Origin of the sequence: Sphingomonas cynarae (assembly GCF_039537815.1) — a bacterium.
Lineage (GTDB): Bacteria > Pseudomonadota > Alphaproteobacteria > Sphingomonadales > Sphingomonadaceae > Sphingomonas > Sphingomonas cynarae.
The window spans coordinates 125,078-149,442 of the sequence record NZ_BAABBF010000003.1; the positions used below are offsets into that span (position 1 = coordinate 125,078).

At 67.8% G+C, this 24,365-nt stretch carries 22 protein-coding genes; 12 read left to right on the top strand and 10 right to left on the bottom strand.

Annotated features, from left to right (window positions below; all coding sequences use genetic code 11):
• Positions 1-55: 55 nt before the first annotated feature.
• A complete protein-coding gene (locus ABD719_RS07255) occupies positions 56-1,504 on the bottom strand; it encodes a DEAD/DEAH box helicase (RefSeq protein ID WP_344692696.1) in 1,449 nt (482 codons plus the stop codon).
• Between the two features lie 128 nt (positions 1,505-1,632).
• Positions 1,633-2,082: a hypothetical protein gene (locus ABD719_RS07260; RefSeq protein ID WP_344692697.1), complete on the bottom strand. Its 450-nt coding sequence runs from the start codon at positions 2,080-2,082 to the stop codon at positions 1,633-1,635.
• A 120-nt stretch (positions 2,083-2,202) separates the two neighbouring features.
• Here ABD719_RS07260 and ABD719_RS07265 point away from each other — a divergent pair, with 120 nt between their 5' ends.
• The 3 genes from ABD719_RS07265 to ABD719_RS07275 all read left to right on the top strand — a co-directional run bounded on the left by ABD719_RS07265 (position 2,203) and on the right by ABD719_RS07275 (position 5,115).
• Positions 2,203-3,645: an FAD-binding oxidoreductase gene (locus ABD719_RS07265; protein WP_344692698.1), complete on the top strand. Its 1,443-nt coding sequence runs from the start codon at positions 2,203-2,205 to the stop codon at positions 3,643-3,645.
• A gap of 62 nt (positions 3,646-3,707) precedes the next feature.
• On the top strand, positions 3,708-4,484 hold the full coding sequence (locus ABD719_RS07270) for a SapC family protein (RefSeq protein ID WP_344692699.1): 777 nt from the start codon (positions 3,708-3,710) through the stop codon (positions 4,482-4,484).
• A 76-nt stretch (positions 4,485-4,560) separates the two neighbouring features.
• Positions 4,561-5,115, top strand: a complete 555-nt coding sequence (locus tag ABD719_RS07275; RefSeq protein WP_344692700.1) for a cytochrome b — start codon at positions 4,561-4,563, stop codon at positions 5,113-5,115.
• 192 nt (positions 5,116-5,307) lie between these two features.
• Here ABD719_RS07275 and ABD719_RS07280 read toward each other — a convergent pair whose 3' ends face one another.
• From ABD719_RS07280 to hflK, 4 genes are all read right to left on the bottom strand, one after another.
• Positions 5,308-6,144 carry an N-formylglutamate amidohydrolase gene (locus tag ABD719_RS07280; RefSeq protein WP_344692701.1) on the bottom strand — a complete coding sequence of 279 codons (837 nt, stop codon included), beginning with the start codon at positions 6,142-6,144 and terminating at the stop codon, positions 5,308-5,310.
• Between the two features lie 131 nt (positions 6,145-6,275).
• On the bottom strand, positions 6,276-7,817 hold the full coding sequence (locus ABD719_RS07285) for a Do family serine endopeptidase (RefSeq protein WP_344692702.1): 1,542 nt from the start codon (positions 7,815-7,817) through the stop codon (positions 6,276-6,278).
• Between the two features lie 99 nt (positions 7,818-7,916).
• A complete protein-coding gene (hflC, locus tag ABD719_RS07290; protein WP_344692703.1) occupies positions 7,917-8,783 on the bottom strand; it encodes a protease modulator HflC in 867 nt (288 codons plus the stop codon).
• Positions 8,780-9,886 (bottom strand): protease modulator HflK, encoded by a 1,107-nt coding sequence (gene hflK, locus ABD719_RS07295; RefSeq protein ID WP_344692704.1) that lies wholly within the window; start codon positions 9,884-9,886, stop codon positions 8,780-8,782. The genes hflC and hflK overlap by 4 nt, the downstream gene beginning before the upstream one ends.
• A gap of 89 nt (positions 9,887-9,975) precedes the next feature.
• Between hflK and ABD719_RS07300 the strand changes: the two genes are divergently transcribed.
• The 4 genes from ABD719_RS07300 (at position 9,976) to ABD719_RS07315 (ending at position 12,305) form a co-directional block, all read left to right on the top strand.
• Positions 9,976-10,893, top strand: a complete 918-nt coding sequence (locus ABD719_RS07300) for an Mrp/NBP35 family ATP-binding protein (RefSeq protein ID WP_344692705.1) — start codon at positions 9,976-9,978, stop codon at positions 10,891-10,893.
• A 35-nt stretch (positions 10,894-10,928) separates the two neighbouring features.
• Positions 10,929-11,357 (top strand): CoA-binding protein, encoded by a 429-nt coding sequence (locus ABD719_RS07305; RefSeq protein WP_344692706.1) that lies wholly within the window; start codon positions 10,929-10,931, stop codon positions 11,355-11,357.
• Between the two features lie 82 nt (positions 11,358-11,439).
• Positions 11,440-11,784 carry a hypothetical protein gene (locus ABD719_RS07310; protein WP_344692707.1) on the top strand — a complete coding sequence of 115 codons (345 nt, stop codon included), beginning with the start codon at positions 11,440-11,442 and terminating at the stop codon, positions 11,782-11,784.
• A complete protein-coding gene (locus ABD719_RS07315) occupies positions 11,781-12,305 on the top strand; it encodes a hypothetical protein (protein WP_344692708.1) in 525 nt (174 codons plus the stop codon). The genes ABD719_RS07310 and ABD719_RS07315 overlap by 4 nt, the downstream gene beginning before the upstream one ends.
• 105 nt (positions 12,306-12,410) lie before the next feature.
• On the opposite strand, the gene ABD719_RS07320 is transcribed toward ABD719_RS07315, so the two are convergent.
• Positions 12,411-13,715: a homoserine dehydrogenase gene (locus tag ABD719_RS07320; protein ID WP_344692709.1), complete on the bottom strand. Its 1,305-nt coding sequence runs from the start codon at positions 13,713-13,715 to the stop codon at positions 12,411-12,413.
• 85 nt (positions 13,716-13,800) lie between these two features.
• On the opposite strand from ABD719_RS07320, the gene ABD719_RS07325 reads away from it, so the two are divergent.
• A complete protein-coding gene (locus ABD719_RS07325; protein ID WP_344692710.1) occupies positions 13,801-15,756 on the top strand; it encodes an OPT family oligopeptide transporter in 1,956 nt (651 codons plus the stop codon).
• A 172-nt stretch (positions 15,757-15,928) separates the two neighbouring features.
• A complete protein-coding gene (locus ABD719_RS07330) occupies positions 15,929-16,498 on the top strand; it encodes a GAF domain-containing protein (protein ID WP_344692711.1) in 570 nt (189 codons plus the stop codon).
• Between the two features lie 46 nt (positions 16,499-16,544).
• Here the strand turns inward: ABD719_RS07330 and ABD719_RS07335 are convergent, their stop codons facing one another.
• The 3 genes from ABD719_RS07335 to queF all read right to left on the bottom strand — a co-directional run bounded on the left by ABD719_RS07335 (position 16,545) and on the right by queF (position 20,733).
• Complete coding sequence (locus ABD719_RS07335; protein WP_344692712.1) at positions 16,545-17,825, bottom strand: glycoside hydrolase family 130 protein; 1,281 nt, start codon at positions 17,823-17,825, stop codon at positions 16,545-16,547.
• 53 nt (positions 17,826-17,878) lie between these two features.
• Complete coding sequence (locus ABD719_RS07340) at positions 17,879-20,152, bottom strand: glycosyltransferase family 4 protein (RefSeq protein WP_344692713.1); 2,274 nt, start codon at positions 20,150-20,152, stop codon at positions 17,879-17,881.
• A gap of 134 nt (positions 20,153-20,286) precedes the next feature.
• A complete protein-coding gene (gene queF, locus ABD719_RS07345) occupies positions 20,287-20,733 on the bottom strand; it encodes a preQ(1) synthase (protein WP_344692714.1) in 447 nt (148 codons plus the stop codon).
• A gap of 29 nt (positions 20,734-20,762) precedes the next feature.
• On the opposite strand from queF, the gene ABD719_RS07350 reads away from it, so the two are divergent.
• The 3 genes from ABD719_RS07350 to metC are packed head-to-tail and all read left to right on the top strand — an operon-like array spanning position 20,763 to position 24,333.
• Positions 20,763-22,307 (top strand): cryptochrome/photolyase family protein, encoded by a 1,545-nt coding sequence (locus ABD719_RS07350; RefSeq protein WP_344692715.1) that lies wholly within the window; start codon positions 20,763-20,765, stop codon positions 22,305-22,307.
• A gap of 6 nt (positions 22,308-22,313) precedes the next feature.
• Positions 22,314-23,150 (top strand): sulfurtransferase, encoded by an 837-nt coding sequence (locus ABD719_RS07355; protein WP_344692716.1) that lies wholly within the window; start codon positions 22,314-22,316, stop codon positions 23,148-23,150.
• A complete protein-coding gene (gene metC, locus ABD719_RS07360) occupies positions 23,140-24,333 on the top strand; it encodes a cystathionine beta-lyase (protein ID WP_344692717.1) in 1,194 nt (397 codons plus the stop codon). The genes ABD719_RS07355 and metC overlap by 11 nt, the downstream gene beginning before the upstream one ends.
• The last annotated feature ends 32 nt before the right edge of the window (positions 24,334-24,365 follow it).

Here is a 24,365-nt window from a genome sequence, read left to right on the forward strand (position 1 = left end):
CGTGTGACGCTCTGGATTGCTTCGCTCTGGCCGCAATGACGGGAAGAAGATGCCGCTAAGGCTGGATCACCAGCCGGGCATTGAGGAAGGCCGGGATCGGGCCGTTCCAGCCATCATCGGGACCGTCATCCACCTGATGGCGGCGATAGTCGCGGCGAGGCTCGCGCTCCTGACGCTCCGGCCGGCGATCTTCCCGCATCGGCGAGGGCGCGGCGGCGCGCGACGGCGCGGCTGGCGCCTCCACGGGAGCAACCGCCTCGTGAGCCGCTTCGTCGCGCACTGGTTCGTTGCGCACCGCCTCCGGGGCCGGACGCTCACGCCGGTTGCGGCGGGGGCGCTCCTCACGCGGGGCAGGTGCTTCCGCCACCGGTGCGGCGACCGCGACGGGAGCGTCGAGGCGCGGAATCTGCTGGCCGGTCAGCTTTTCGATGTTGGCGATATTCTCGTCGTCGTCGGGCGCGACGAAGGTATAGGCGGTGCCGGTCGCCCCTGCGCGGCCGGTGCGGCCGATGCGGTGGACGTAATCGTCCGGATGCCAGGGCGCGTCGAAGTTGAAGACGGTGCTGACGCCCTTGATATCCAGCCCGCGCGCCGCGACGTCGGAGGCGACGAGGATATTGATATGCCCGTCCTTGAACAGGTCGAGTTCAGCGATCCGCTGCGCCTGTTCCATGTCGCCATGGATTTCGCCGGACTTGAACCCGGCCTGTTTCAGCGTCTTGTTCAGTTCGCGCACCGTCGTCTTGCGGTTGCAGAAGACGATCGCGTTGGTGACCTCTTCCTGCGCGAGGATCTGGCGAAGCCGGTCGCGCTTGGCGGCGGTCGATCCGGCGACGGGGACCACCCACTGCTTGATGTTGATGTTGGTCGACGCGGGGCGTGCGACCTCGATCATCTTGGGATTTTCGAGGAACTTGTCCGCCAGCTTCTTGATCGGCGGCGGCATCGTCGCGGAGAACAGCAGGGTCTGGCGCTGCTTGGGCAGCTTGGTGCAGATTTCCTCGATATCGGGGATGAACCCCATGTCGAGCATCCGGTCCGCCTCGTCGATCACCAGCAGCGAACAGCCGTTGAGCATGATCTTGCCGCGGTTGAACAGGTCCATCAGCCGGCCCGGCGTCGCGATCAGCACGTCGACGCCTTTTTCCAACGCGGCGAGCTGGTCACCCATCGACACGCCGCCGATCAGCAGCGCCATCGACAGGTTGCTGTTGACCCCGTATTTCTCGAAATTCTCCGCCACCTGCGCCGCGAGTTCGCGGGTAGGCTCCAGGATCAGGCTGCGCGGCATGCGCGCCCGGCTGCGGCCATGGGCCAGGATGTCGATCATCGGCAGCACGAAACTGGCGGTCTTGCCCGTGCCCGTCTGCGCGATGCCGATGATGTCGCGCATCATCAGCACCGACGGGATCGCCGCCGCCTGAATCGGCGTCGGCTCCGTATAGCCGGCATCGGTGACGGCGTTCAGCAGTTCGTCGGATAGGCCGAGCTCGGCGAAGGGCATGCAGTTGTCCGGATAGGAGGCGCGGTTGCCGCACCCGTGCTTGTCGGGCGCTCGCCGAAACGGCCGCGAAAGTCAAGGAAAGAGCGCGATTCGCCGACCGTCCCGCCCGATGCGACCGGCATTTTCCGCTATCGCCGCGCCACCAGCAGCTTGAACGCGTCGATCGCGCATTTCGCGCCGGACCGGATGCGGATGACGTCGCGGTCCGCGCACAGGCGACCGTCGGGGCCTGGGCGTATATAGAGGCCCGTGTAGAAATCGGCGGAACGGCAATCCCCGTCCAGCCGCGCCCGCATCCAGCGCCCATCCCCCAGCAACAGGTCTACCGAGGCGGGGACCGCGATCACCGCACCGGCGACCTCGCCGATATCGATGCACGATGGTCCCTTCTTCTCCTTCCAGCGGCTGGCGACCGGCGCGGGACGCGAGATCGCGGTGGGCATGCGCGGCACCCGGATGGTGATCCGCTCATGGATCACCAGTTGCGCCGTCGCGGGCGTCGACGGGCCGGCCAGCGCGACCAGCAGGACGGGCAAGGACAGGGCGAGCAGGGCGGCGGGGATCGCAGGATGGGACATGGACTGATGATGACGGTGGGTCGCCGTGATTGAACGATCGATGAACCTGCCGTCATTTTGCCGCTTTTGCCCGCGGCTCGAACGGTTGCCAGCCCCGATTTGCGATCGTAGCGACACCGGATGACCCCTGCCCAGCAAGCGATGCTCGACGATCTGGCCCGCGATCTCGACCCGGCCGCGATCGTCACCGACCGGGACATGATCGCGCCGTGGGAAGTGGACTGGCGCCAGCGCTATCGCGGCCATGCGCCGGCGCTGCTGGCACCACGCGATACCGCCGCGGTGGCGACGATCGTGCGCGCGGCGGCACGGCACCGCGTGTCGCTGGTGCCGCAGGGGGGCAACAGTTCGATGGTCGGCGGCGCGACCCCGCCGGCGGAGGGCGATGCGCTGCTGCTGTCGTTGCGGCGGCTGAACCGGATCCGGGACATCGATGCGGCGGCGGGGCTGGCCGTGGTCGAGGCGGGGGTGATCCTGTCGACCCTGCACGACGCCGCGCTGGCGCAGGGCTGGCGATTCCCGCTGACGCTGGGCGCGCGCGGAACGGCGACGATCGGCGGGCTGGTGTCGACCAATGCCGGCGGTACGCAGGTGCTGCGCTTCGGCACGATGCGCGGACTGGTCGCGGGGGTGGAGGCGGTGATGGCGGACGGCCATGTCCATGACGGGCTTGCCGCGCTGGCGAAGGACAACCGGGGCTACAGCCTCGACCAGTTGCTGATCGGGGCCGAGGGAACGCTGGGGATCGTGACCGCCGCGACGCTGCGGCTGGCGCCCGCGGTGGTGGCGCGCGGCACCGCCTGGGCCGGGGTGGCGAGCCCTGCCGATGCGCTGGCGCTGCTGCGGCGGTTCCAGCGGGCCGGGCGGGCGGTGGAGAGTTTCGAGATCATGCCGGCGGATACGATGGCGGCGGCGGTGGCGCATGTGCCGGGTGCCCGCCCGCCGCTGGCCGGCACGCATCGCTGGCACCTGCTGATCGAGGCGACGGCGGGATCGGCCGAGGAGGAGGCGCCGGACGCGCTGCTGGAGCGGGTGCTGGCGGCGGCGATCGGCGACGGGCTGGTCGGCGACGCGACGATCGCGGCCAGCGAGGCGCAGGCCGACGCCTTCTGGCGGCTGCGCGATTCGCTGTCCGATGCAGAGCGCGCGCGCGGGCCGGCGGTGCAGCACGACATCGCGGTGCCGGTGGCGGCGATGCCCGATTTCATGATCGACGCCGCGGCGGCCTGCGACGCGCGCTTTCCGGGTACGCACGCCTCCGGTTTCGGGCATCTGGGCGACGGCAACATCCATTTCCACGTCCGCGCGCCCGGGGGAATCGATCGCGACCGCTGGTATGCCGAAGACGCGCCGGGCATCACCGCCTTCGTCCATGATCTGGTGACGGCGGCGGGCGGCACCATCTCCGCCGAGCATGGCATCGGACAGATGAAGCGCGGCGAACTGGCCCGCCTCGCCCCGCCGGGCCGGCTGGCGGCGATGCACGCGATCAAGGCCGCGCTCGACCCCAAGGGGCTGTTCAATCCGGGCAAGTTGCTTGCCCCGCACGATCCTGCACCGTAGAGCCACAGCCCATCCGGCGAGCGGGGGGTCTGCGCGCCGCACATGACAACGGAGTTTCCCGCATGGCCAGCGCGCCGCAAAACCTGCCGCTCTTCTATCAGGCGCTGGAACCGCTCTCCAGCCAGGTCCATGCCGATCACCGCATCCGGCCGCAGGAAACCGCGCCGTTCCTGATCGGCCAGCACGCCGTGCCGGTGACGGTCGACGAATTCCCGCTGGTCCAGCGACACATGCCGATCGTGTTCTCCAGCGGTGACGACGCGATCCCGCTGGCGCTGATGGGCCTGAACGAGGGCAGCAACGTGTTCGTCGATGGCGAAGGCAAGCTGACCGAGACGAACTTCTACGTTCCCGCCTATGTCCGCCGTTATCCGTACATGCTGGCGCGGCTGCGCCCCGAGGCGGACGAGCTGTCGCTGTGCTTCGACCCGACATCGCCGTCGATTGGCGTGTTCGACGAGGGTGACCGCCTGTTCGAGAATGGCGAGCCGAGCGAAGTGACCAAGCAGATTCTTGCCTTCAACGAGACGTTCGAACAGGCCGGCCAGCGTACCCAGCAATTCATGAACGAACTGCGCGAGCAGGGCCTGCTGATGGACGGTGAGGTGACGATCCAGATCGACGGCAACGCCCAGCCGTTCATCTATCGCGGTTTCCAGATGGTGAACGAGGAGAAGCTGGCGGGCCTGCGCGGCGATCAGCTGCGCAAGATGAGCCAGTCGGGGATGCTGCCGCTGCTTTATGCCCACCTGTTCTCGCTGTCGCTGATGCGCGAGATTTTCGCACGCCAGCAGGCGACCGGGCAGATGCCCGCGCCGCAGCTTCAGCCGGCGGGCTGATCCCGCCCTCTTGCCTTTCGGGGTGATCCGCAGTCTGCTGGGCGAACCGTCCGGCAGACTGCGGAGAAACCTATCCATGACCATCGGCCGCAGCATCGGATACGCCCCGACGGTTCGCTACTCCACCGTCGCGATGTGGTTCCACTGGACGATCGCGGCTCTGGTGATCGCGAACCTCGTCATCGGCCTGTTTCACGATGCGTTGCCGGGCGGGTCGATGCCCGCGCACAAGGCGATCGGGCTGACCGTACTGGCACTCACCCTCGCCCGGATCACGTGGCGGCTGGGCCACCGACCCCCGCCCCTGCCCGCCACCACCCCCGGCTGGGAACGCGGCGCGGCGCACGCGACGCACTGGCTGCTCTATATCCTGATGGTGGCGATGCCGGTGACGGGGTGGATGATGGTATCCGGTTCCACCACCCGGCGTCCGCTCGACTGGTTCGGCCTGTTCGACCTGCCCTATCTGCCGATCGGGTCGCAGGCGGGCGGGATCGGACATGACGCCCATGCGATCCTCGGCTGGCTGATGCTGGCACTGGTCGCGCTGCATGTCGCGGCAGCGCTGCGCCACCGGCTGATCCTGCGCGACGGCCTGCTCGCGCGGATGGCGCCGGCGCTGGATCGCTGAGGATCGCTGACGTCCCTCGCCAACCGATTGTACTTTTTTTGTCGACAACCTTGAACCAAAACCGGGTTCACCCATTTATCAATCGTACGGTTCTTGTGTCCCCCCTTTCGCAAGGCCGTACGACACGCTTTTAGCGTGTCTCCTCCCTGAACCTTGGCCACCTCGCGCGGATTACCGCACGGGGTGGTTTTTTTATTCGGCGGCCTGCGCCAGCGGCGCGAGCCGCGCCTCGTCGGCCAATGCGTCGATCATATCGCGGACCAGCCTGCCCGTAGCGGCCAGACCGGGACCCGTCCCATCCAGCAAGGCGTCGAGATACAGCGACCGATCGAGTTCGACCTGGACAGCATGAATGCCACGGCCAGGCCGGCCATGGCGCTCGACGATATATCCACCGGCATAGGGTGCGTTGGAGGCGCAGGCGATGCCGGCATCGGCGGCCACACGCTCGACCCGCGCCGTGAACCTGGCCCCGCAACTGCGCCCGAACCGGTCCCCGATCACGATATGCGGCCCGCGAGGTGCGAGCGGCGGCATTGAATGAAGATCGAATAATATCGCCACCCCGAACCGGGCACGCGCCGCCGCCAGCAGCGCATCGAGCGCCAGATGATAGGGCCGATGATCGGCGGCGATACGCGCATCGATCTCCTCGCCGGTAAACCGCCGTCGCCACAGGTCGCCCGCGCCCGATACGCGGCGCGGCACCAGCCCCAGTCCGCTGCGCAGCTTTGCGGAGGGCTGGCGCTGTGGCACCGCGCCGGCATCGACCTGCGGATCGCGTTCCCGCTCGGCGCGGTTCAGGTCGATCCACGCGCGGCCGCGACGCTGGACCAGGACGGTCTCGGGGCCGGACGCGGCGGCGGCGACGCGATCGACGTGCCGGTCCTCCAGTGCCGCCAGCGCGGTGACGGGCACGCGTAACGCTTCTAGCAGGGCGGCGGGATATTCGCTGCCGGCATGGGACACGGAAACGATGACCGGCGATGCCGGATCGTCGCTGCCCCAGCGGTCATAGCCCTTGTCCATCGGCGGCAGCGTAAGGCGGATCGCACCGGGTGCAAAGGGGGTGCGGCAGGCGGCAAGGACGCGGACGGGAGCGATAACGAAAGGGGCCGCCGTGGCGATCCACGACGGCCCCTTTCAGACGATCCGACCGATCAGTTCTTGTCGATCTTGATTGGCAGGAACCGGGCCGGGGTACGGCCGCGCTGGGCGAGGACCAGCACCTGTGGCCGGCCCTGCTGGCGGGCCTGCGCGACCGCTGCGGTCATTTCCGCAGGGGTGCGTATCGGCGTGCCGTTGATCGCCGAGATCACGTCGCCACGGCGCAGCTTGCCGGCGGCATCGCTCGACCCGTCGACCTGCGCGACCACCACGCCCTGCACGGTCGAGTCGACATTCACCTGCCGGGCGATCGCCGGGGTCAGCGTCTGCACGGTGAGGCCCAGCGTGTTGCTGCCGGCAGGAGCGACCTGCCCGGTGGTGGCACCCTCGTCCTCGCTGCCGAAATCATCGCCCTGCCCGGTCAGCGCCGCCAGTTGCTGCGTCGACGGGCGCACCGCGACCGTCACGCTGGCGGTGGCGGGCCGGCCGCCACGGATATAATCGAGCCGCGCGGTCTGCCCCGGCGTCACGTTCGACACCAGATACGACAGCGTCGTATCCGGCGTTACCGCCTGACCGTTGACCTTCGTCACCACGTCACCCGCGCGCAGGCCCGCCTTGGCAGCGGGGCCACCGGGCGAGACGCCGGCGAGTAGTTCGCCCTGATTCTTGGCGATGCCGAGGGCGGCGGCGGTCTCGTCGTCGACCGGGCCACCCTGCAGGGTGACGCCCAGATAGCCGCGCTGGATCTTGCCGCCCTTCATCAGCGTGTTGATGATGGGCTTGGCCTCTTCGGCGGGGATCGCGAAGCCGATGCCGATATTGCCGCCCGACTGCGAGAAGATCTGGCTATTGATGCCGATCACGTCGCCGTTCAGGTTGAACATCGGGCCGCCGGAATTGCCCTGGTTGATCGAGGCGTCGGTCTGGATGAACCGGTCATAGGCACCGCCCTGGCCGGTCACGCGGTGGACGGCGGAGACGATGCCCGCCGTCACCGTGCCACCGAGGCCGAAGGGCTGGCCGATCGCGACCACCCAGTCGCCGACGCGCGCGCGCGCCGAATCGCCGAACTTCACGAACGGCAGGTTGGCGGCATCGATCTTCAGGACCGCGAGATCGGAATCCTCGTCGCGGCCGATCAGCCGGGCGGTATATTCCTTGCGATCGTTGAGCGTGACGGTGATCGATTCCACCGTCGCCCCGCGCGCCGGCGCGACGACATGGCTGTTGGTCACGACATAGCCGTCGGGCGAAATCAGGAAGCCGGAACCGAGCGACTGGCCTTCACGCTTCTGCGGCTGGCCGCCACCGCCCTGACCCTGACCGAAGAACTGCTCGAACGGGGTGCCGGCGAACGGGTTCGCCTGCTGCGTGGGTGCCGCGATCGACTGTTTGGTGGAGATGTTGACCACGGCGGGCTGCAGCTTCGCGACCATGTCGGCGAAGCTCATCGGCGCGCCGGCCTTGGGCGACGCGGCCTGGATCGTGCCGGGCTCGTTCTGGGCAGTCTGGGCGGTGCTCGGCTGCAGCGCGACCGTCGCGGTCGCACCGCCGAGCAACAGGGCACCGGTAATGGCGTAGGCGTAGCGCACTTTTGTCACTTCCTCTCGTTCGTCGTTCGAACCCGGCGATTTATCGCCGAAATCGGCTGAACGATGGTTGAATATGAACGGATCGGCCCGAACGGGGCCTCAGCGTCCCCGGCCTTCGAACTCCCGAAGATAGGAATTGTTCGGCGACAGGATGATCGACGTGGCACCACGTCCCTCGGCGCTGCCGTCACCGACGAAGGTACGGCGATAGGACTGCATGGCGCGGTAGAAGTCGTAGAAATCGGCGTCCTTGCCAAAGCTCTGCGCGTAGATGCGCGACGCCTCGGCATCGGCGTCGGCCTGCACCACGCGGGCGCGGCGCTGGCCCTCGGCGGTGATGGTGATCGCCTCCTGCTGGCGCGCGGTCTGCATCCGGCGCAGCGCACTGTCGAGCGGCGTCCCCTCGGGCAGTTCGGCCTGCTTGATCCGCACGTCGACGATCTCAACGCCGTACTGGCGCGCGCGACGATCGAGCCCGGTCTGGATATCATCCATCACCTGATTGCGCTCGGCGGTCAGCAGCCGCGCGAACGGCACCTTGCCCAGTTCGTTGCGCAGCGTGGAGCCGAACAATGGGCGCAACTGGTTCTGCACCCCTTCCTCGCCACCGGCGGTCGCCAGCATCAGCCGGGGATCGATGACGCGAAAACGCGCAAAGGCATCGACGTTCAGCCGCAACTGGTCGCTCGACAGCACCGGCGTGTTTTCGAGGTCGAGATCGAGCGTGCGCTTGTCGACCCAGGTGATGCGATCGAGGAACGGCACGCGCGCGATCAGCCCGGCGCCGGAATTGCCCGGCTGTTCGTTCGGCTGGTAGCGATTGACCACCCGGATCGGCTGGGCGAGGCGATAGACTACCGCCTGCTTCGTCTCCGGCACGATCGCGAAAGTTGCCGCCGCCAGAATGACAAGCAGCAGCGCGGCGATCCCGAAGAAGACGGGGTTCTTCCAGTTCAGTTCGTTCACTGGCCGGCTCCCGCCTGAACGGTGGGTTGCGGCGCGGCCTGCACCTCGGGTGCGCGGCGGGCCTGCGGCAACGGCAGATAGGGCACCACGCTGGACGGCTCCACGATCGTCTTGTCGGATTTGGCCAGCACGGCCTCCATCGTCTCGTAATACATGCGGCGACGCGTCACTTCGGGCGCGAGGCGATACTGGGCATAGACGCGGTCGAATGCCGCCGCCTCGCCCTGCGCATTGGCGATCACCTGTTGCGCGTAGGATCGCGCCTTGTTGACCGCACCGACCGCTTCCTGCTGAGCCGCCGTCACCTTGTTGAAATCGTCGACGATCTGCTGCGGCGCGGCGGCGCGGTTGATCGAGACGCCCTGGATGCGCACGCCGGAACGGTAGCTGTTGAGGATCGACTGCATCGATTCCGCCACCCGCTGCTCGATCGTGGTGCGGCCGGCGCCTAACGCCTGATCCAGCGTGGTGGTGGCGATCACCGCGCGCATCGCGCTCTCGGCGGCGGCGCGCACCGTTTCCTCCGGCTGGGCGAGCTGGAACACGTAGTCGCGCGGATCGCCGATGTTCCAGCGGACCGAATAGGTAAGGTCGACGATGTTCTGGTCACCGGTCAGCGCCAGATTGACGCCGTCGCCACGGGGAAAATTCTCGGTGCGGAACCGTTGCACGTCCACCGTCTGCACCCGCGCGATCGGCGCGGGCGGGGTAAGCTGCACGCCGGGCTGCAACGTGCCGGCGTAGCGGCCGAAATAGGTCACGACGCCGCGCTGCTGCGGGCCAATCTGGTGGATGGAGGTGAACAGCAGCCAGGCGACCACGATCGCCCCGATCCCGATGCCCCACAACGCCCGTGGGTTGGCACCGCCGGGCAGGCTGGGAAAACCGCCGCCACCGCCGCCGCCGGGACCGCGCGCCTTTTTCAGGAACTCGTCGAGCGCAGTGGGACGCGCGGCCCCCTTGCGACCGCCGGGGGGCAGCGCCCACGGATTGCGCGGGCCGCCACCATTGCCGCCGTCGTCGCCGGCGCCTCCCCATGGGCCCTTGGGATTGTCGGTGGCAAGAATAGGCGGGCGCTTCCACCAGCGCGGCAGGATCGTCATCCACCCTGTATAGGAAGGCTGACGCGCGAAAAACAGTGCCAAGCGGGACCTGTATGCCTATCTGCGCGGACATGGCCGATAAAGACAGGATGACGACCGCCATCGCGGCGGTGGCGGGTGACCGCGCGACGGTGCGGATGGATGGCGAGCGGATGGGGGTGGTGCTGGACGCCACCGGCCTGTCCCCAGCCGCCCGCGACGCGCTGGAGGCCGCAGTACATGCCGCCGCGCCGGGTGCGCGGGTGATCGTGACGGCGGAACGCACCGGTCGCGCGCTGATCGCAGTGGCCAGCGGCAAGGGCGGGGTCGGCAAGTCGACGATCGCCGCCAACCTGGCCATCGCCCTCGCCCGGCGCGGCCGGCGTGTGGGGATGGTGGATGCCGACATCTACGGCCCCTCGCAACCGCGACTGCTGGGTGCGGAGGGCACCCGGCCACAGGCGCTGGAACAGCAACTGATTCCGGTCGCCACGCCCTATGGCGTGCCGTTGCTGTCGATGGGCCAGCTGGTCGAGCCGGGCCGGGCGATCGCATGGCGCGGGCCGATGACGGCAGGCGCGCTCGGCCAGCTGGTGGAAGGCGCGTGGGGCGCGGCGGATACGCTGGTGGTCGACATGCCGCCCGGCACCGGCGACGTGCAGCTGACGATGGTGCAGAAGCATCGCCCGACCGGCGCGGTGATCGTCTCGACCCCGCAGGATCTGGCGCTGATCGACGCCACCCGCGCGATCGACCTGTTCGTGAAGGCGAACGTGCCGATCATCGGGCTGATCGAGAACATGGCCGGTTATCGCTGCCCGCATTGCGGGGAGAATTCCGATCCGTTCGGGCGGGGCGGGGCGGAGGCCGCGGCGGCAGAACTCGGCATCCCGTTCCTGGGGCGGGTGCCGCTGGAGCTGGCGATCCGCACCGCCTCCGATGCCGGCCGCCCCCCGGCATGGGAGCCGGACGATACGATCTTCGCAGGGCTGGCCACCCGCGTTGCGGAATGGCTGGCGGCCCGGTAAAACGATCGCCGCAGAGGACCGAAGGAAGCGCAGCCATGCCGTTGACCACCGATGCCGATATCCACGATCTGCTCGCCGGGGCGCGTACCATCGCGCTGGTCGGCGCGTCGGACCGGCCGAACCGCCCCTCCTATGGGGTGATGGCGGCGCTGCAACGCCACGGCTACCGCGTGATCCCGGTCAATCCGCAGATCACCGGCGAACACGTTCATGGCGAATTCGTGTTCCGCGACCTGGCGCAACTGGGCGACCCGATCGATATCGTCGACATCTTCCGCAATTCCGCCGCCGCGGGCGAGGTGGTGGATCAGGCGATCGCGACGGGTGCAAAGGCGGTGTGGATGCAGCTCGGCGTCATCAACCACGACGCCGCCGAGCGCGCCGAGGCCGCGGGGCTGAAGGTGGTGATGGACCGCTGCCCCGCGATCGAACTGCGCCGGCTCGGTGTCCCGCCGGTGGCCTGAACCTCCCCACATCTTCGCCGCTTTACCGGCCGACCCGTTTCGGCCACATTCCTGGGCCAGACATCGGATCGGGAGGTGCTCTATGCTACCATTGATGCTGGCCCTGATCGATGACGTGGATGCGCTGGTCCGTTCCGCGCGGACGCTGACCGCGGCCGAGCAGCGATGCGTCGCCGCCGCCGATACCACCGACATCACCGTCTGCGGGCGGCGCCGCGCCGACCGGTTTCGCGTACCGTTCGTCGTCTACGAACCCGGTGACCCGCGCCATGAGGGGGTCGCGGCGGAACGTCACCGGCTGTTGGCGAAGACCGACAATTGCCAGGAACGCCGCGCCATCATGGTCAGCTGCGGCTTCGTCGGCGTGACGATGACCAGCGGTGGCGGCAAGACCGCGCTGGGCGGCGCGCGCAAGCTGGCACCGTGACGATGATCGCCCTCGCCCTGCTGCTCGCCGCCGGTCAGGTCGCCACCCCGGCGATGCCGCTGCCCGCCGCGCGCACTCCCGGTACGCCGCCGCAAAGGATCGTCCTGAGCAATTGCCCCGACGGGGTCGACGGGGAAATCGTCGTCTGCGGCACGCCGGACAAGCCACGCCTGCCCCTGCCCGACGAACGTGGCCCGCCCGATGGTCCGCGCAGACCGACCGGTGATCCTCGCGCCGCGCTCGATGCGGGAGACCCCGGGGCCTGTGCCCTGAGGGGGTGTCAGGCGGGGGTCGACATATTCGGCGCAGGCACCGCCGCAATCCGGCTGGTGGGCAAGCTGATCGATCCGGACAGTTGTTGCGAGCGGCCGGGCGAATCAACCAATCCCGGCATGCTGATCGGCGACGCCATCGGCGGCCTGAAACGCGCGTTCGGCAGGAAGCCCGACAAATCCGGCCGCGTCGCCATCTCGCTGGACGATCCGCCCCGCATATCGAGCGAGGGCCGGCTGCTGCCCTGAATCACCGCAAGCCTGTTCGAACATGGCTGCCTCACCGGTGGTCCCGGTGAGGCGATGCGTAGCTGTGCCAAAGAGCGGCATTCGTCCGGGAAGGCGAAAGCCCCCTTACCCCAGAATCGGCATCCATAGCGGCTGACCGGCGACGCTTTGCGAACCGCGCAGCCGTTCCAGCGCCTGCGCTACGCAGCGTTCCGGGCCGTCATGTGTCACGATCGCGACCAGCACCCGCCCGTCCTGCGTCGCGCCACGCTGGATCAGGCTTTCGATCGATACGCCTGCATCGCGCATCGCCGCGGCGATCTCGGCGAGCACGCCGACCCGGTCCTCGACCATGAAACGGACATAGGCGCGGCCGCGCCGCTCGCCGCTGTCGGCCGGGCGGGGCATGGTGAGCGAGGCGGCGGGCATCGCGAAGGGAGGACCATATTCGCCGCGCGCGATATCGATCAGGTCGGCGACCACGGCGCTGGCGGTCGGCCCCTCACCCGCGCCTGCCCCCTGGAACAGCAGGCGGCCGACGAAGTTGCCCTCCGCGACGACCGCGTTGGTCGATCCGGTGACGTGCGCCAACGGGTGATCGAGCGGCACGAGATGCGGATGGACGCGCTGGAACAGTCCGCCCGTCCCTGTGTTGTCCGGCCCGGATTCCGCCAGCCCGATCAGCCGGATACGATGCCCGAGTGCCGCCGCCTCGGCGATGTCGGCGCCCAATACGTGGCGGATGCCCTGCGCGACGACATCGCCGAACGCAGGTCGGGTGCCGAACGCGACGCTGGCGAGGATCGACAGCTTGTGCGCGGCATCGATGCCGTCGATGTCGAAGGTCGGGTCCGCCTCGGCGAAGCCCAGCGCCTGCGCCTCGGCCAGCACCTCGGCAAAGTCGCGGCCTTCCGCTTCCATCTTGGACAGGATGAAATTGCAGGTGCCGTTGAGGATGCCGTAGACGCGGGCGATCTCGTTCGCCGCCGCGCCGTCGCGCAAGCCCTTGATGACCGGAATACCGCCGGCGACCGCCGCCTCGAACTTCAGCGCGGCACCGGCGCGCTCGGCCGCCTCGGCCAGTTCGAGGCCGTGATGCGCCAGCATCGCCTTGTTCGCGGTGACGAGGCCACGCCCCGCCGCCAGCGTGGCCCGTGCCAGCGTCAGCGCGGGGCCGTCCGAACCGCCGATCATCTCCGCCACGACATCGACGTCGGGATGCGTCGCCAGCGCCGAGGTATCGTCGACCCAGGCGAAGCGCGACAGGTCGATCCCGCGATCCCGGGTCCGGTCGCGTGCGGATATCGCGACGATCTCGATCGCGCGGCCGGCACGACGGGTAATCAGGTCGCGATTGGCGTCCAGCAACCGGACGACGCCGCCGCCCACCGTGCCCAGCCCGGCCAGTGCCACCCGCAATGCTTCCGCCATCGTCGCTCGTCCCCTTGATAGAATGTTGCGACTAGGCGAGCGGGGCGGCTTTGCAAAGCGCCCGCGTTGCCGCCATGCTGTTTCGATGACGACGACCACATCCCGCCCGATCGCCGAACTGACGCTGCGCGGCGTCCTGCTCGGCGGGCTGATCACGCTGCTGTTCACCGCCGCCAACGTCTATCTGGGGCTGAAGGTCGGGCTGACCTTCGCCACCTCGATCCCGGCGGCGGTGATCTCGATGGCGATCCTGCGCTATCTGCCCGGCGCCACGATCCTGGAGAACAACATCGTCCAGACGGTGGCGTCGGCGGCAGGCACGCTGGCGGCGATCATCTTCGTGCTGCCCGGCCTGGTCATGATCGGGTGGTGGCAGGGCTTCCCCTATCTGACGACCGCGGCGATCACCGCCACCGGCGGCATCCTGGGGGTGATGTTCTCCGTACCGCTGCGCCGGGCGCTGGTGATCGACAGCCCCCTGCCCTACCCCGAGGGGCGCGCCGCCGCCGAAGTGCTGAAGGTGGGCGCGGGCAGTCGCGAGGGCGCGGCGGAAAGCGCGCGCGGACTGTGGACGATCGTGTGGAGCGCGCTGGCGTCCGGCGGGTTCGCGATCCTGACCCAGACCCGGCTGGTCGCGGCGGAGGCGACGATGTGGTTCCGGGCCGGGGCGGGCGCGACCGGCATCGCCGGCGGCCTGTCGTTCGCGCTGATCGGCGCGGGCCATCTGGTCGGCCTATCGGTGGGGTGCGCGATGCTGGTCGGGATCTTGCTGGGCTGGTGGATCGTGCTGCCGATCCTGACCGCCGCCGCGCCGATGCCCGCCGCCACGCTGGCCGAATGGGCGGGCGGGGTGTTCCGCAGCGACGTGCGCTTCTTCGGCGCGGGCGTGATCGGGGTGGCGGCGATCTGGACGCTGCTCCGCATCATCGGCCCCGTCATCGGCGGTATCCGGTCCGCGATCGCGGCGTCGCAGGCGCGGGCCGGGGGCGCGATCATCGCGGAGGCGGAACGCGATCTGCCGATCGGGCTCGTCGCGCTCGTGTCGCTGGGGATGCTGGTGCCGATCGCGGTGCTGCTGTGGTCGGTGATCGCGGGTGGACCGCTGGCGGGATCGGCGGTGGCGCTGATCGCCGGGGCGCTGCTGTTCGTCGTCGTCGTCGGCCTGGTGATCGCGGCGGTGTGCGGGTACATGGCCGGGCTGATCGGCGCATCGAACAGCCCGGTATCGGGGATCGGCATCCTTTCCGTTTTGGCCGCCAGCCTGTTGCTGGTCGGATTCTTCGGGCGCGGCACTCCGCCGGATACGACGCAGGCGCTGGTCGCCTATGCCTTGATCGTCACCGGCATCGTGTTCGGCGTGGCGACGATTTCCAACGACAATCTTCAGGACCTGAAGACCGGCCAACTGGTCGGCGCGACGCCGTGGAAGCAGCAGGTGGCGCTGGTGCTGGGGGTGATCTTCGGATCGCTGGTGGTGCCGCCCGTGCTCAACCTGCTCGGCTCGACGCTGGGCTTCGTCGGGGCGCCGGGCGCGGGACCGAACGCACTGGCGGCGCCACAGGCGGCCCTGATCTCCGCCTTGGCGAAGGGGGTGCTGGGCGGTGACCTGAACTGGGCGATGATCGGCTGGGGCGCGCTGGCGGGGGCGGTACTGGTGGTGCTGGACGAAGGACTGGGACGGGCCGGGCGGTTGCGGCTGCCGCCATTGGGCGTGGGGCTGGGCGTCTATCTGCCGATGTCGGTGACGCTGACCGTGGTGGTCGGTGCGGCGATCGGTGCGGTATACGACCGCTGGGCCAGACGCAGCGCCGATCCGGAGGCGGCGGAGCGGATGGGTGTACTGGCGGCGACGGGCATGATCGTCGGCGAAAGCCTGTGGGGCGTGGCGTTCGCAGGGATCGTCTATGCCACGGGCAGCGATGCACCGCTGGCACTGGTCGGTGCCGGCTGGGAAGTGCCCGGCGCGATCGGCGGGACGATCCTGTTCCTTGCCCTGATCGCAACACTATATCGCCAGGCGGCCCGTGCTACCCGGCATTGATCAAGCAAGCGACCAATGGCTGGAACGTGATGCTGACCTATAAAAGCAAATCGTATCAATATACCTGTAATTGGTTGTTATATGATCCATAATGCATTTGCTATCGAGACGTAATTGCATTGTCGTAACATTTCAGCTATGGTTTCGTCTCGTCATATGGGGCGCCACGGCGATGGGTATCAGCATTTATCAGGTTGCGCCCGAACCGGCGAACGAGGCAGTCCGCGAGGCTGCCGTGATCCGGTCCGACGCGCTGAACGCCACCGGGGTGGCCGAATTACAGTCGGTGGTCGATCGGGCAAGTGCCCTGTTCGATACCAGCATGGCCGCGATCTCGATCGTGTTCCGCGACTGGCAGTATCTGATCGCGACGAAGGGGATTGAGCCCGGCGTCTATCGACGCGCAACCTCATTCTGCGGCCATGCGATCATGACCCCGAACGACGTGTTCGTGGTGGAAGACGCCGAGCATGATGTCCGTTTCGCCGGGAACCCCAGTGTACTGGATGATCCTGTACTGCGTTTCTACGCCGGCGCGCCGTTGCTGGATACGCAGGGACTGCCGCTCGGCACCCTGTGCGTGTTCGACGGGGCGCCCCGCCATGCACTGTCCCGAACACAAACGACGGCACTTGCCGCCATGGCGTGCGAGATCGTCGCGGTGCTTGGCGATCATGCGGTCATCGCTGATCAGCCTAGCGCGACCATCGAAGCCGATAGAATCCGCCGGATGTCGATCTGACACTTCATAGACCGGCCCCCTCGAACCCGGGCCGGTCCACGACGCGTCACATGGCGGCGAGCAGATCCGCGATCGGGACGAAGGCGAACCCGATCGAACTGTCGGCGATGCCATAAGGCAGGAACAGCCGGTCGCCGTGGCGGATCGCGCCACACGAATAGACGACGTTGGGGACATAGCCCTCGCGGTCCTGATCCTTTGCCGACAGCAGGGGCTGCTGCATCCGGCCGATCACCCTGGCGGGATCGCGCTTGTCGAGCAGCACCGCACCGATCGAATATTTGCGCATCGCGCCGACGCCGTGCGTCAGCAGCAGCCAGCCCTCGTCCAGTTCGATCGGCGGGCCACAATTGCCGATCTGCACCAGTTCCCACGGATATTCCGGCGTCAGGATTTTCGCGCCGTCATCCCAGTGGGTCAGGTCGTCGGACTTCAGCAGGAACAGATTCTCCCCGTCCGACCGGCCGATCATCATATACTGGCCGTCGATCGTCCGCGGGAACAGCGCCATGCCCTTGTTGCGGCTGGCATTGCCCGTCATCGGCACCAGATCGAACGCCCGGAAATCACGCGTGCGCATCAGTTCGGACTGAATTTGCGAACCGTTATAGGCGGTATAGGTGCCGATCCATTCCCAGCTGCCGTCGTCATGCTGGAAATGAACAATACGCAAATCCTCCAGCCCCTTGGACTGGGCGCCGGTCATCGGGAAGATCACCGTGCCCGACAACGTCGAATCGCGGTGGCGATAGACGGTGATCGGGCCTTCGGGCATCGTTTCGTAATCGGTGCCGACCGCGTCGGTGGCGGTGGCGAAGGGCGGCTCGGGCGCCAGCTTCATCTGGTTGCCGTCGGTGATGATCCCCTCGCGGAAGGCGACGGATGAGATATGCCCCTCACCCACCGCCCGCATCGACATCAGGATACGCAGGGAACCCGGCGGCATCCCGGACTGGTCGAAATGCGGCACCGCGCTGGGGTTCATCAGCGCCGCGGCGGCATAGCTGTATTCATGACAGAAATAGGCGCCGATCAGCTGCCGCTTCTCGTCGCCGATCTCCTCTCCGTTCAGGTTCAGCAGTTCCTCGATCTCGTCGTAACGGGTCATGAAGACACGACGCGTCTGCCAATGGCGCGCCTCGAAATCCTTCAACACCACTTCCAGCTGCTCTCGCGCCTCGGCCGGGGTCATCTTCAATACCTCGGCAACCAGCCGCTCGGTGCGGCTCGGCGTGCCGCCGCTGCCGCCCCACGCGATATGGAAGGGCCGCACCACCACCCGTGACGGATCGGCATGCAACCGTAGTTCGTGATTGACCAGATTCATCGCAGGAACATCGCCTCGTCCGTGAGTGGCCGTCATGGCCATCGCAAGCGAGGCTATGCGACGACGCGGGATGTCCCTGCCACGGAGACAGGGCGTTGCGAAAGCCCCGAAATCGCACAATTCGCAAGTTGCAGCGCCAGGATCGACTCCGCACCCTGGTTTCGGTTGAGTCCGGTCGGCATCAGCCCGTCGAAACAACCGCCGTCAGCCGGGCTGGCAAGCGGCAGGTCGAGGTCGTTGAGGCCGATGAACCAGCCATAGGCGCGCTCCGCTTCCTGCACCCAACGCGCATCGCCGGTCGCCTCGAAGGCCGCGATGCAGGCATCGACCGTCGCCTGCGCTTCCAGCGGCTGCTGGTCGAACTGCAGGGGCGGCGAATAGGCGGGGCGGTTGAAGCTTTCGGTGCCGACCGCCCGGAACCGGCCCTCGGGCGAGGTCTGGCGCGCGCAGATCCAGTCCAGCGTCGACAGGCCACATTCGATCAGATCGCGGCGGTCCAGTGCCTGTCCGGCGCGGATCAGCGCTTCCGGCAGACGGGCATTGTCATAGGCGAGGACGATTTCGAACCACTGCCATTCGGGCCGCCGCGTCTCTTCGAGCAACTGGAGGTGCATGTCGGGGAAGCGCTGCAGGATAGAACGTGACAGTTCATGCCCGGGCTTCGCCTGCAACATCGCCGCCGCCCCCAGCATCGCGAAGGATTGCGCACGCGGCGATCCCAGATCGAACGCGATGCTGCCGGTGGTGTCGAACATGGCGCTCGCCCAGTCGCGATGCTTGGGATCGCGCGCGTCGCGTGCCGTGACACCTAGCGCCCAGAGCGTGCGGCCGTTGGAGTCCTCGGACCCCTCGTCCTCGCACCATGTGCGGTCGAAGTTCATGAAATTGCGGAAACGGCGCTTGTCCGGGTTCCAGGCATATTGCACGAACGAGGCGTAGATCGTCGTCCATTTGTCGCGCGCCACCGCATCCATGTCCGCGATCGCACTGACCAGCATCAGTGCGCGGGCATTGTCGTCGATGCAATAGCCGTGGCGACGATCGGGCACCGAATAGATCGAATGCTGCAACATGCCCGTCGAATCGCTCATGCGTTCGACCGCGGCGAAATCGGGGACCAGCGCCTTCAGCCCGGGAACGGGCTTGGCGATGCGTCGCGGGCGGCCGGCCACCGCCGCCTCGGTCTCCCGCATCGTCGCTTCGGCCAGTCGCGGCCAGATCATCGTGCGACCGCGCGCATAGGCACGGGCCGCAAGCCGGTGCCGGTCACGGTCGTTGGAAAGAAGCGCATCGATCTCGCGCGCAAAGGCGGCAACATCACCAAAATCGACCAGCACGCCGTGCCCATCGGCGAGAATTTCGGTGGCATGGACGTAAGGGGTCGAAACCACCGGCTTCCCGATACCGACCGCGTAGGACAGCGTTCCGCTCGTGATCTGGGCGGGATTGCTGTAAGGCGTCGCATAGATGTCCGCGGCCTCCAGATAGCCGAGCAGTTCGTCATGCTCGACGAAAGCATCGATGAACTGGACATTGTCCGCCACGCCATGCTGCACCGCCAGCCCCTTCAGGCGATCACGGTATTTCTCGCCCTCATGCGCGACGAGGTTCGGATGGGTGGCGCCCAACACCACGTACAGCAGATCGGGATGCCGCTCGACGGCGGCCGGCAAGGCCGCGATCATCGTCTCGATCCCCTTGTTGGGGGCGAGCAGACCGAAAGTCAGCACTACCTGCCGCCCCTGCCAGCCGAACCGGCCCTTGACCGTGGCGGGATCGACCAGGGCCCGGTCGGGCACGCCGTGCGGGATCATCACGACCTGCCGCAGATTGGCGCCATAGACGCGCTGGAGAATGTCACGTCCCCGCTCCGCCATCACGATGATCTTGGCGGCACGGCGCAATAGCCCTTCGAGCACGCGACGTTCGTCCGCGCTCGGCTTCTCCAGCACGGTGTGCAGCGTCACGATGACCGGCAACGTCGTGCGGTCCAGCAGCGCCAGGATATGTTCGCCGGCGGGGCCGCCATAGATACCGTATTCGTGCTGGATCCAGATCGCCTGTGCGCCGCTCGCTTCGATCGTCCGGGCAGTATCGAGATAGGCCGACAAATCCTGTTCGGGTATCGTGCCGACCACCGCATCGGGATAGTCATAGCGGCCGACATGGTCGTCCATCGCATAGACATCGACCTGAACGTCGGGAAAGCGATCGCGCACCGCGGTGTAGACATCGGTCGTGAAGGTCGCGAGCCCGCACTGGCGTGGCAGAAAATTGCCGATCAACGCCAGATGCCTGATTGCCGCCGCCTCCACCGATACCACCATCGCCGTTCCTCTTGTCGGGTATGGGCGCATGGATACACCACCGCCCTATCTCCCCGATAAACCGTTCAGCGATCAGAAAGTTTCACTATTGTGACGCGGTGCAGCAAGATGTGTCGCCGATAGCGGCCGAATGCTCAGCCCCGCCCGCGATAGGGCGCGACGCCCTGATCCGGCAGCCAGCAACTGGCGGGCGGAATTCCCGACTGCCAGAACACGTCGATCGGAATGCCGCCACGCGGATACCAGTAACCACCGATCCGCAGCCAGCGCGGCTGCATCTCCTCGAACAGCCGCTCGCCGATGCCGACGGTGCAGTCCTCGTGAAAGGCGGCATGGTTGCGGAAACTGCCCAGGAACAGCTTGAGCGACTTCGATTCGACGATGGTCTTGCCGGGTACGTAGTCGATCACGAGATGCGCGAAGTCCGGCTGTCCCGTCACCGGGCACAGCGAGGTGAATTCGGGCGCGGCGAAGCGCACCAGATAGGTGCGGCCGGGGCGCGGGTTGGGAACATAATCCAGCACCGCCGCTTCGGGGGAGGCGGGCAGTGCGCTGGTCTGGCCGAGGTGCATAGGGGTCATTCCCGACCATGTAGGAGGTACGGACCGCGATGAAAACGCTGATCCCGATATTGGGCGACCAGCTGTCGCCCGACCTATCGGCGCTTGCGGGTGCCGATCCCGCCGACAGCGTGCTGCTGATGATGGAGGTGGCGGACGAGACCGGGTATGTGCGCCACCACCGCAAGAAGATCGTCTATATCCTGTCGGCGATGCGGCATCACGCCGCCGCGCTGACCGCAGCCGGCTGGACCGTCGATTACGTCAGGCTGGACGATCCCGATGCCGCCGACAGCTTCACCGGCGAGATCGCCCGCGCCATCGCCCGCCACGCACCCGACCGTATCGTGGTGACGGAGGCGGGCGAGTGGCGCGTCGCGGCGATGCTCGACAGCTGGGAGACGTTGTTCGGCCTGCCGGTCGATATCCGTGCCGACACCCGTTTCGTGGCGAGCCATGCCGACTTCGCCGACTGGGCCAGGGATCGCGCCAGCCTGACGATGGAGTATTTCTATCGCCTGATGCGCCGACGCACCGACCTGTTGATGGAGGGGGACAAGCCGATCGGCGGGCGCTGGAACTTCGACAAGGAGAACCGCAAGCCGGCGGCGCGCGACCTGCTGATGCCCCGGCCCCACATATTCCCCCCCGATGCGATCACGCAGGCGGTGATCGATCTGGTGGAGGCCCGTTTCGCGGATCACCCCGGCTCGCTCGACGGATTCGATTATGCCGTGACCGCCGAGGATGCCGAGCGACAGGCCGCCGCCTTCTTCGCCCACGCGCTGCCGCATTTCGGCGATTACGAGGATGCGATGCTGACCGGCGAGCGGTTCCTGTGGCACTCGATCCTCAGCCCCTACATCAATTCGGGACTGCTCGACCCGCTCGACCTGTGCCGCCGGGCGGAGGCGGAATATCGCGCCGGTCGCGCGCCGCTCAATTCGGTGGAGGGCTATATCCGCCAGATCATCGGCTGGCGCGAGTTCATGCGCGGCATCTACTGGCGCGAGGGGCCGGATTATGTCGACCGCAACTTCCTGGATCACCACCGCCCCCTGCCCGGCTGGTACTGGACCGGCGACACCGACATGCACTGTCTGGCGGAGGCGATCGGCCAGACGATGGAGACGGCGCACGCGCACCACATCCAGCGACTGATGGTGACGGGCAATTTCGCGCTGCTGATCGGCGCGAACCCGGCGGCGGTGCATCGCTGGTATCTGGAGGTCTATGTCGACGCCTATGAATGGGTCGAGCTGCCCAACACGCTGGGGATGAGCCAGTTCGGCGACGGCGGGCTGGTAGGGTCGAAACCCTATATCTCGTCGGGCGCCTATATCGACCGGATGTCGGATTATTGCCGCCATTGCCGGTACGACGTGAAGCAGCGGATCGGGCCGGACGCCTGCCCCTTCAACGCGCTGTACTGGGATTTCATCGCGCGGCACGAAGACAGGCTGGCCGACAACCACCGCATGGCGATGCCGTACCGCACCTGGGCGAAACAGTCGCCGGAGGCACAGGCCGCGACGCGGGCACAGGCGGCGGCGTTCCTCGACAGTCTCGACGCGGGGGGCGACGCCGGTTACTGACCGGCGATGGACTCACTGGTATCCGTCGACTGGCTCGCCGATGCGCTTGGTGCCCCCGATCTGATCGTCGTCGATGCAACGCTGCTCGACCCGGCACTGGGGCGCGACGCGCGCTCGGAGTATGAGGCGGGGCATATTCCCGGCGCGGTGTTCCTCGATCTGGCGGCGCTCCGCGACACCGCGTCGCCTTTGCCCAACATGCTGCCGGATGCGGCGCAGGTCGCTGCGCATTACGGCGCGCTGGGGATCGGCGACGGGACACGGGTCGTGCTGTACGACGATTCGCCGTGGCGTAGCGCGGCGCGCGCGTGGTGGCTGCTGCGCAGCTATGGCCTTGGCGATGTCGCGATCCTCGACGGCGGGCTGGCGGCGTGGCGCGGCGCGGGGCATGAGCTGGAAACCGGCACGGTCACGCCTTCACCCAAGACCCTCATGCCCCGGTTCGATCCGGCCCGCCTGCGCGACATGGTGCAGATCCGGGCCAATCTGGCCAGCGGCGAAGAGCAACTGGTGGATGCCCGCTCGGCTGCCCGCTTCACGGGTGCGGAGGGCGATCCGCACGGTGCCGCCCCCGGCCATATCCCGGGATCGCGCAACATCCCCTACGCGCGGTTCTTCGACGCCGACGGCCGATGGAAGCGCGACGACGATCTTGCCGCGACGCTGGCCGGGCTCGACCCCGATAGGCCCGTTGTCGCGACCTGCGGGTCGGGCATCACCGCCGCGGTGATCGCGTTCGCCCTGCACCTGACGGGGCACGAGGCGGCGATCTATGACGGTAGCTGGTCCGAATGGGGCCGCGATCCCTCCACTCCCAAGGCGACCGGTTCCGATGAAGCATGATCCCGACACCCGCCCGGCCACGCAGGTGGTGCAGGCCGGCCGCCGCCCGGAATGGACCGGCGGCATCGTCAACCCGCCGGTGTGGCGCGCGTCGACCATCCTGTACGATTCGGTCGCCGATCTGCGCGCGGCGGCGGGCTGCGATACGCATCATCGCCTGTTCTACGGTCGCCGCGGCACGCCGACGCAGTGGTCGCTGGCGGAGGCGCTGACGGAACTGGAGCCGGGGGCGGAAGGGACGTTCCTCTATCCGTCCGGCGTCGCGGCGATCGCCGCCGCCTTGCTTGCGACCTTGTCGCCGGGCGACGAACTGCTGGTACCCGACAGCGCCTATGATCCGACGCGCGGCTTCGCGACGGGGATGCTGGCGCGGTTCGGCATCGCCACCCGCTTCTACGATCCGCTGGTCGGCGCCGGGATCGCCGACCTGATCGGTCCGGCAACGCGGGCGATCTTCATGGAAAGTCCCGGCAGCCTGACGTTCGAGGTGCAGGACGTGCCCGCGATCGTCGCGGTCGCCCGGGAACGCGGGCTGGTGACGCTGCTGGACAACACCTGGGCGACGCCGTTGCTGTTCCCGGCGATCGCGCACGGTGTGGACTATGCGATCCTCGCCTGCACCAAATACATCGTCGGCCATTCCGACGTGATGCTCGGGTCCGTCACCGCCGGGCCGGGCCGGTTCGCCGCCTTGCGCGACACCAGTTTCCAGCTCGGCCAGCACGTCGCGCCCGACGACGCATGGCTCGCCAGCCGGGGCCTGCGCACCATGGCGGTGCGGCTGCGCCAGCATGGCGACAGCGCGCTGGCGATCGCCCGCTGGCTGGCGGACCGGCCGGAGGTCGCCGCCGTACTCCACCCTGCCCTGCCCGGCTGCCCCGGCCATGACGTATTCGCCCGCGATTTTCATGGACCATCGGGTCTGTTCTCGTTCGTGCTGAACGGTGGCGACGACGCCGCCCGGGCCGCGCTGATCGACGGGCTGGCCCATTTCGGCATCGGCTATAGCTGGGGCGGTTACGAAAGCCTGGCGTTGCCCGTCGACCCGCATCGCCACCGCACCGTCACCCGCACCGATCGCGCCGGCCCGATGATCCGCCTGCAGATCGGGCTGGAGGACCCCGCCGACCTGATCGCCGATCTCGATCGCGGCCTTGCCCGCTTCGCCGCCGCGCGGGGGTAGGACGGCGACCGCTGTGTCGCCTGCGCAACAAC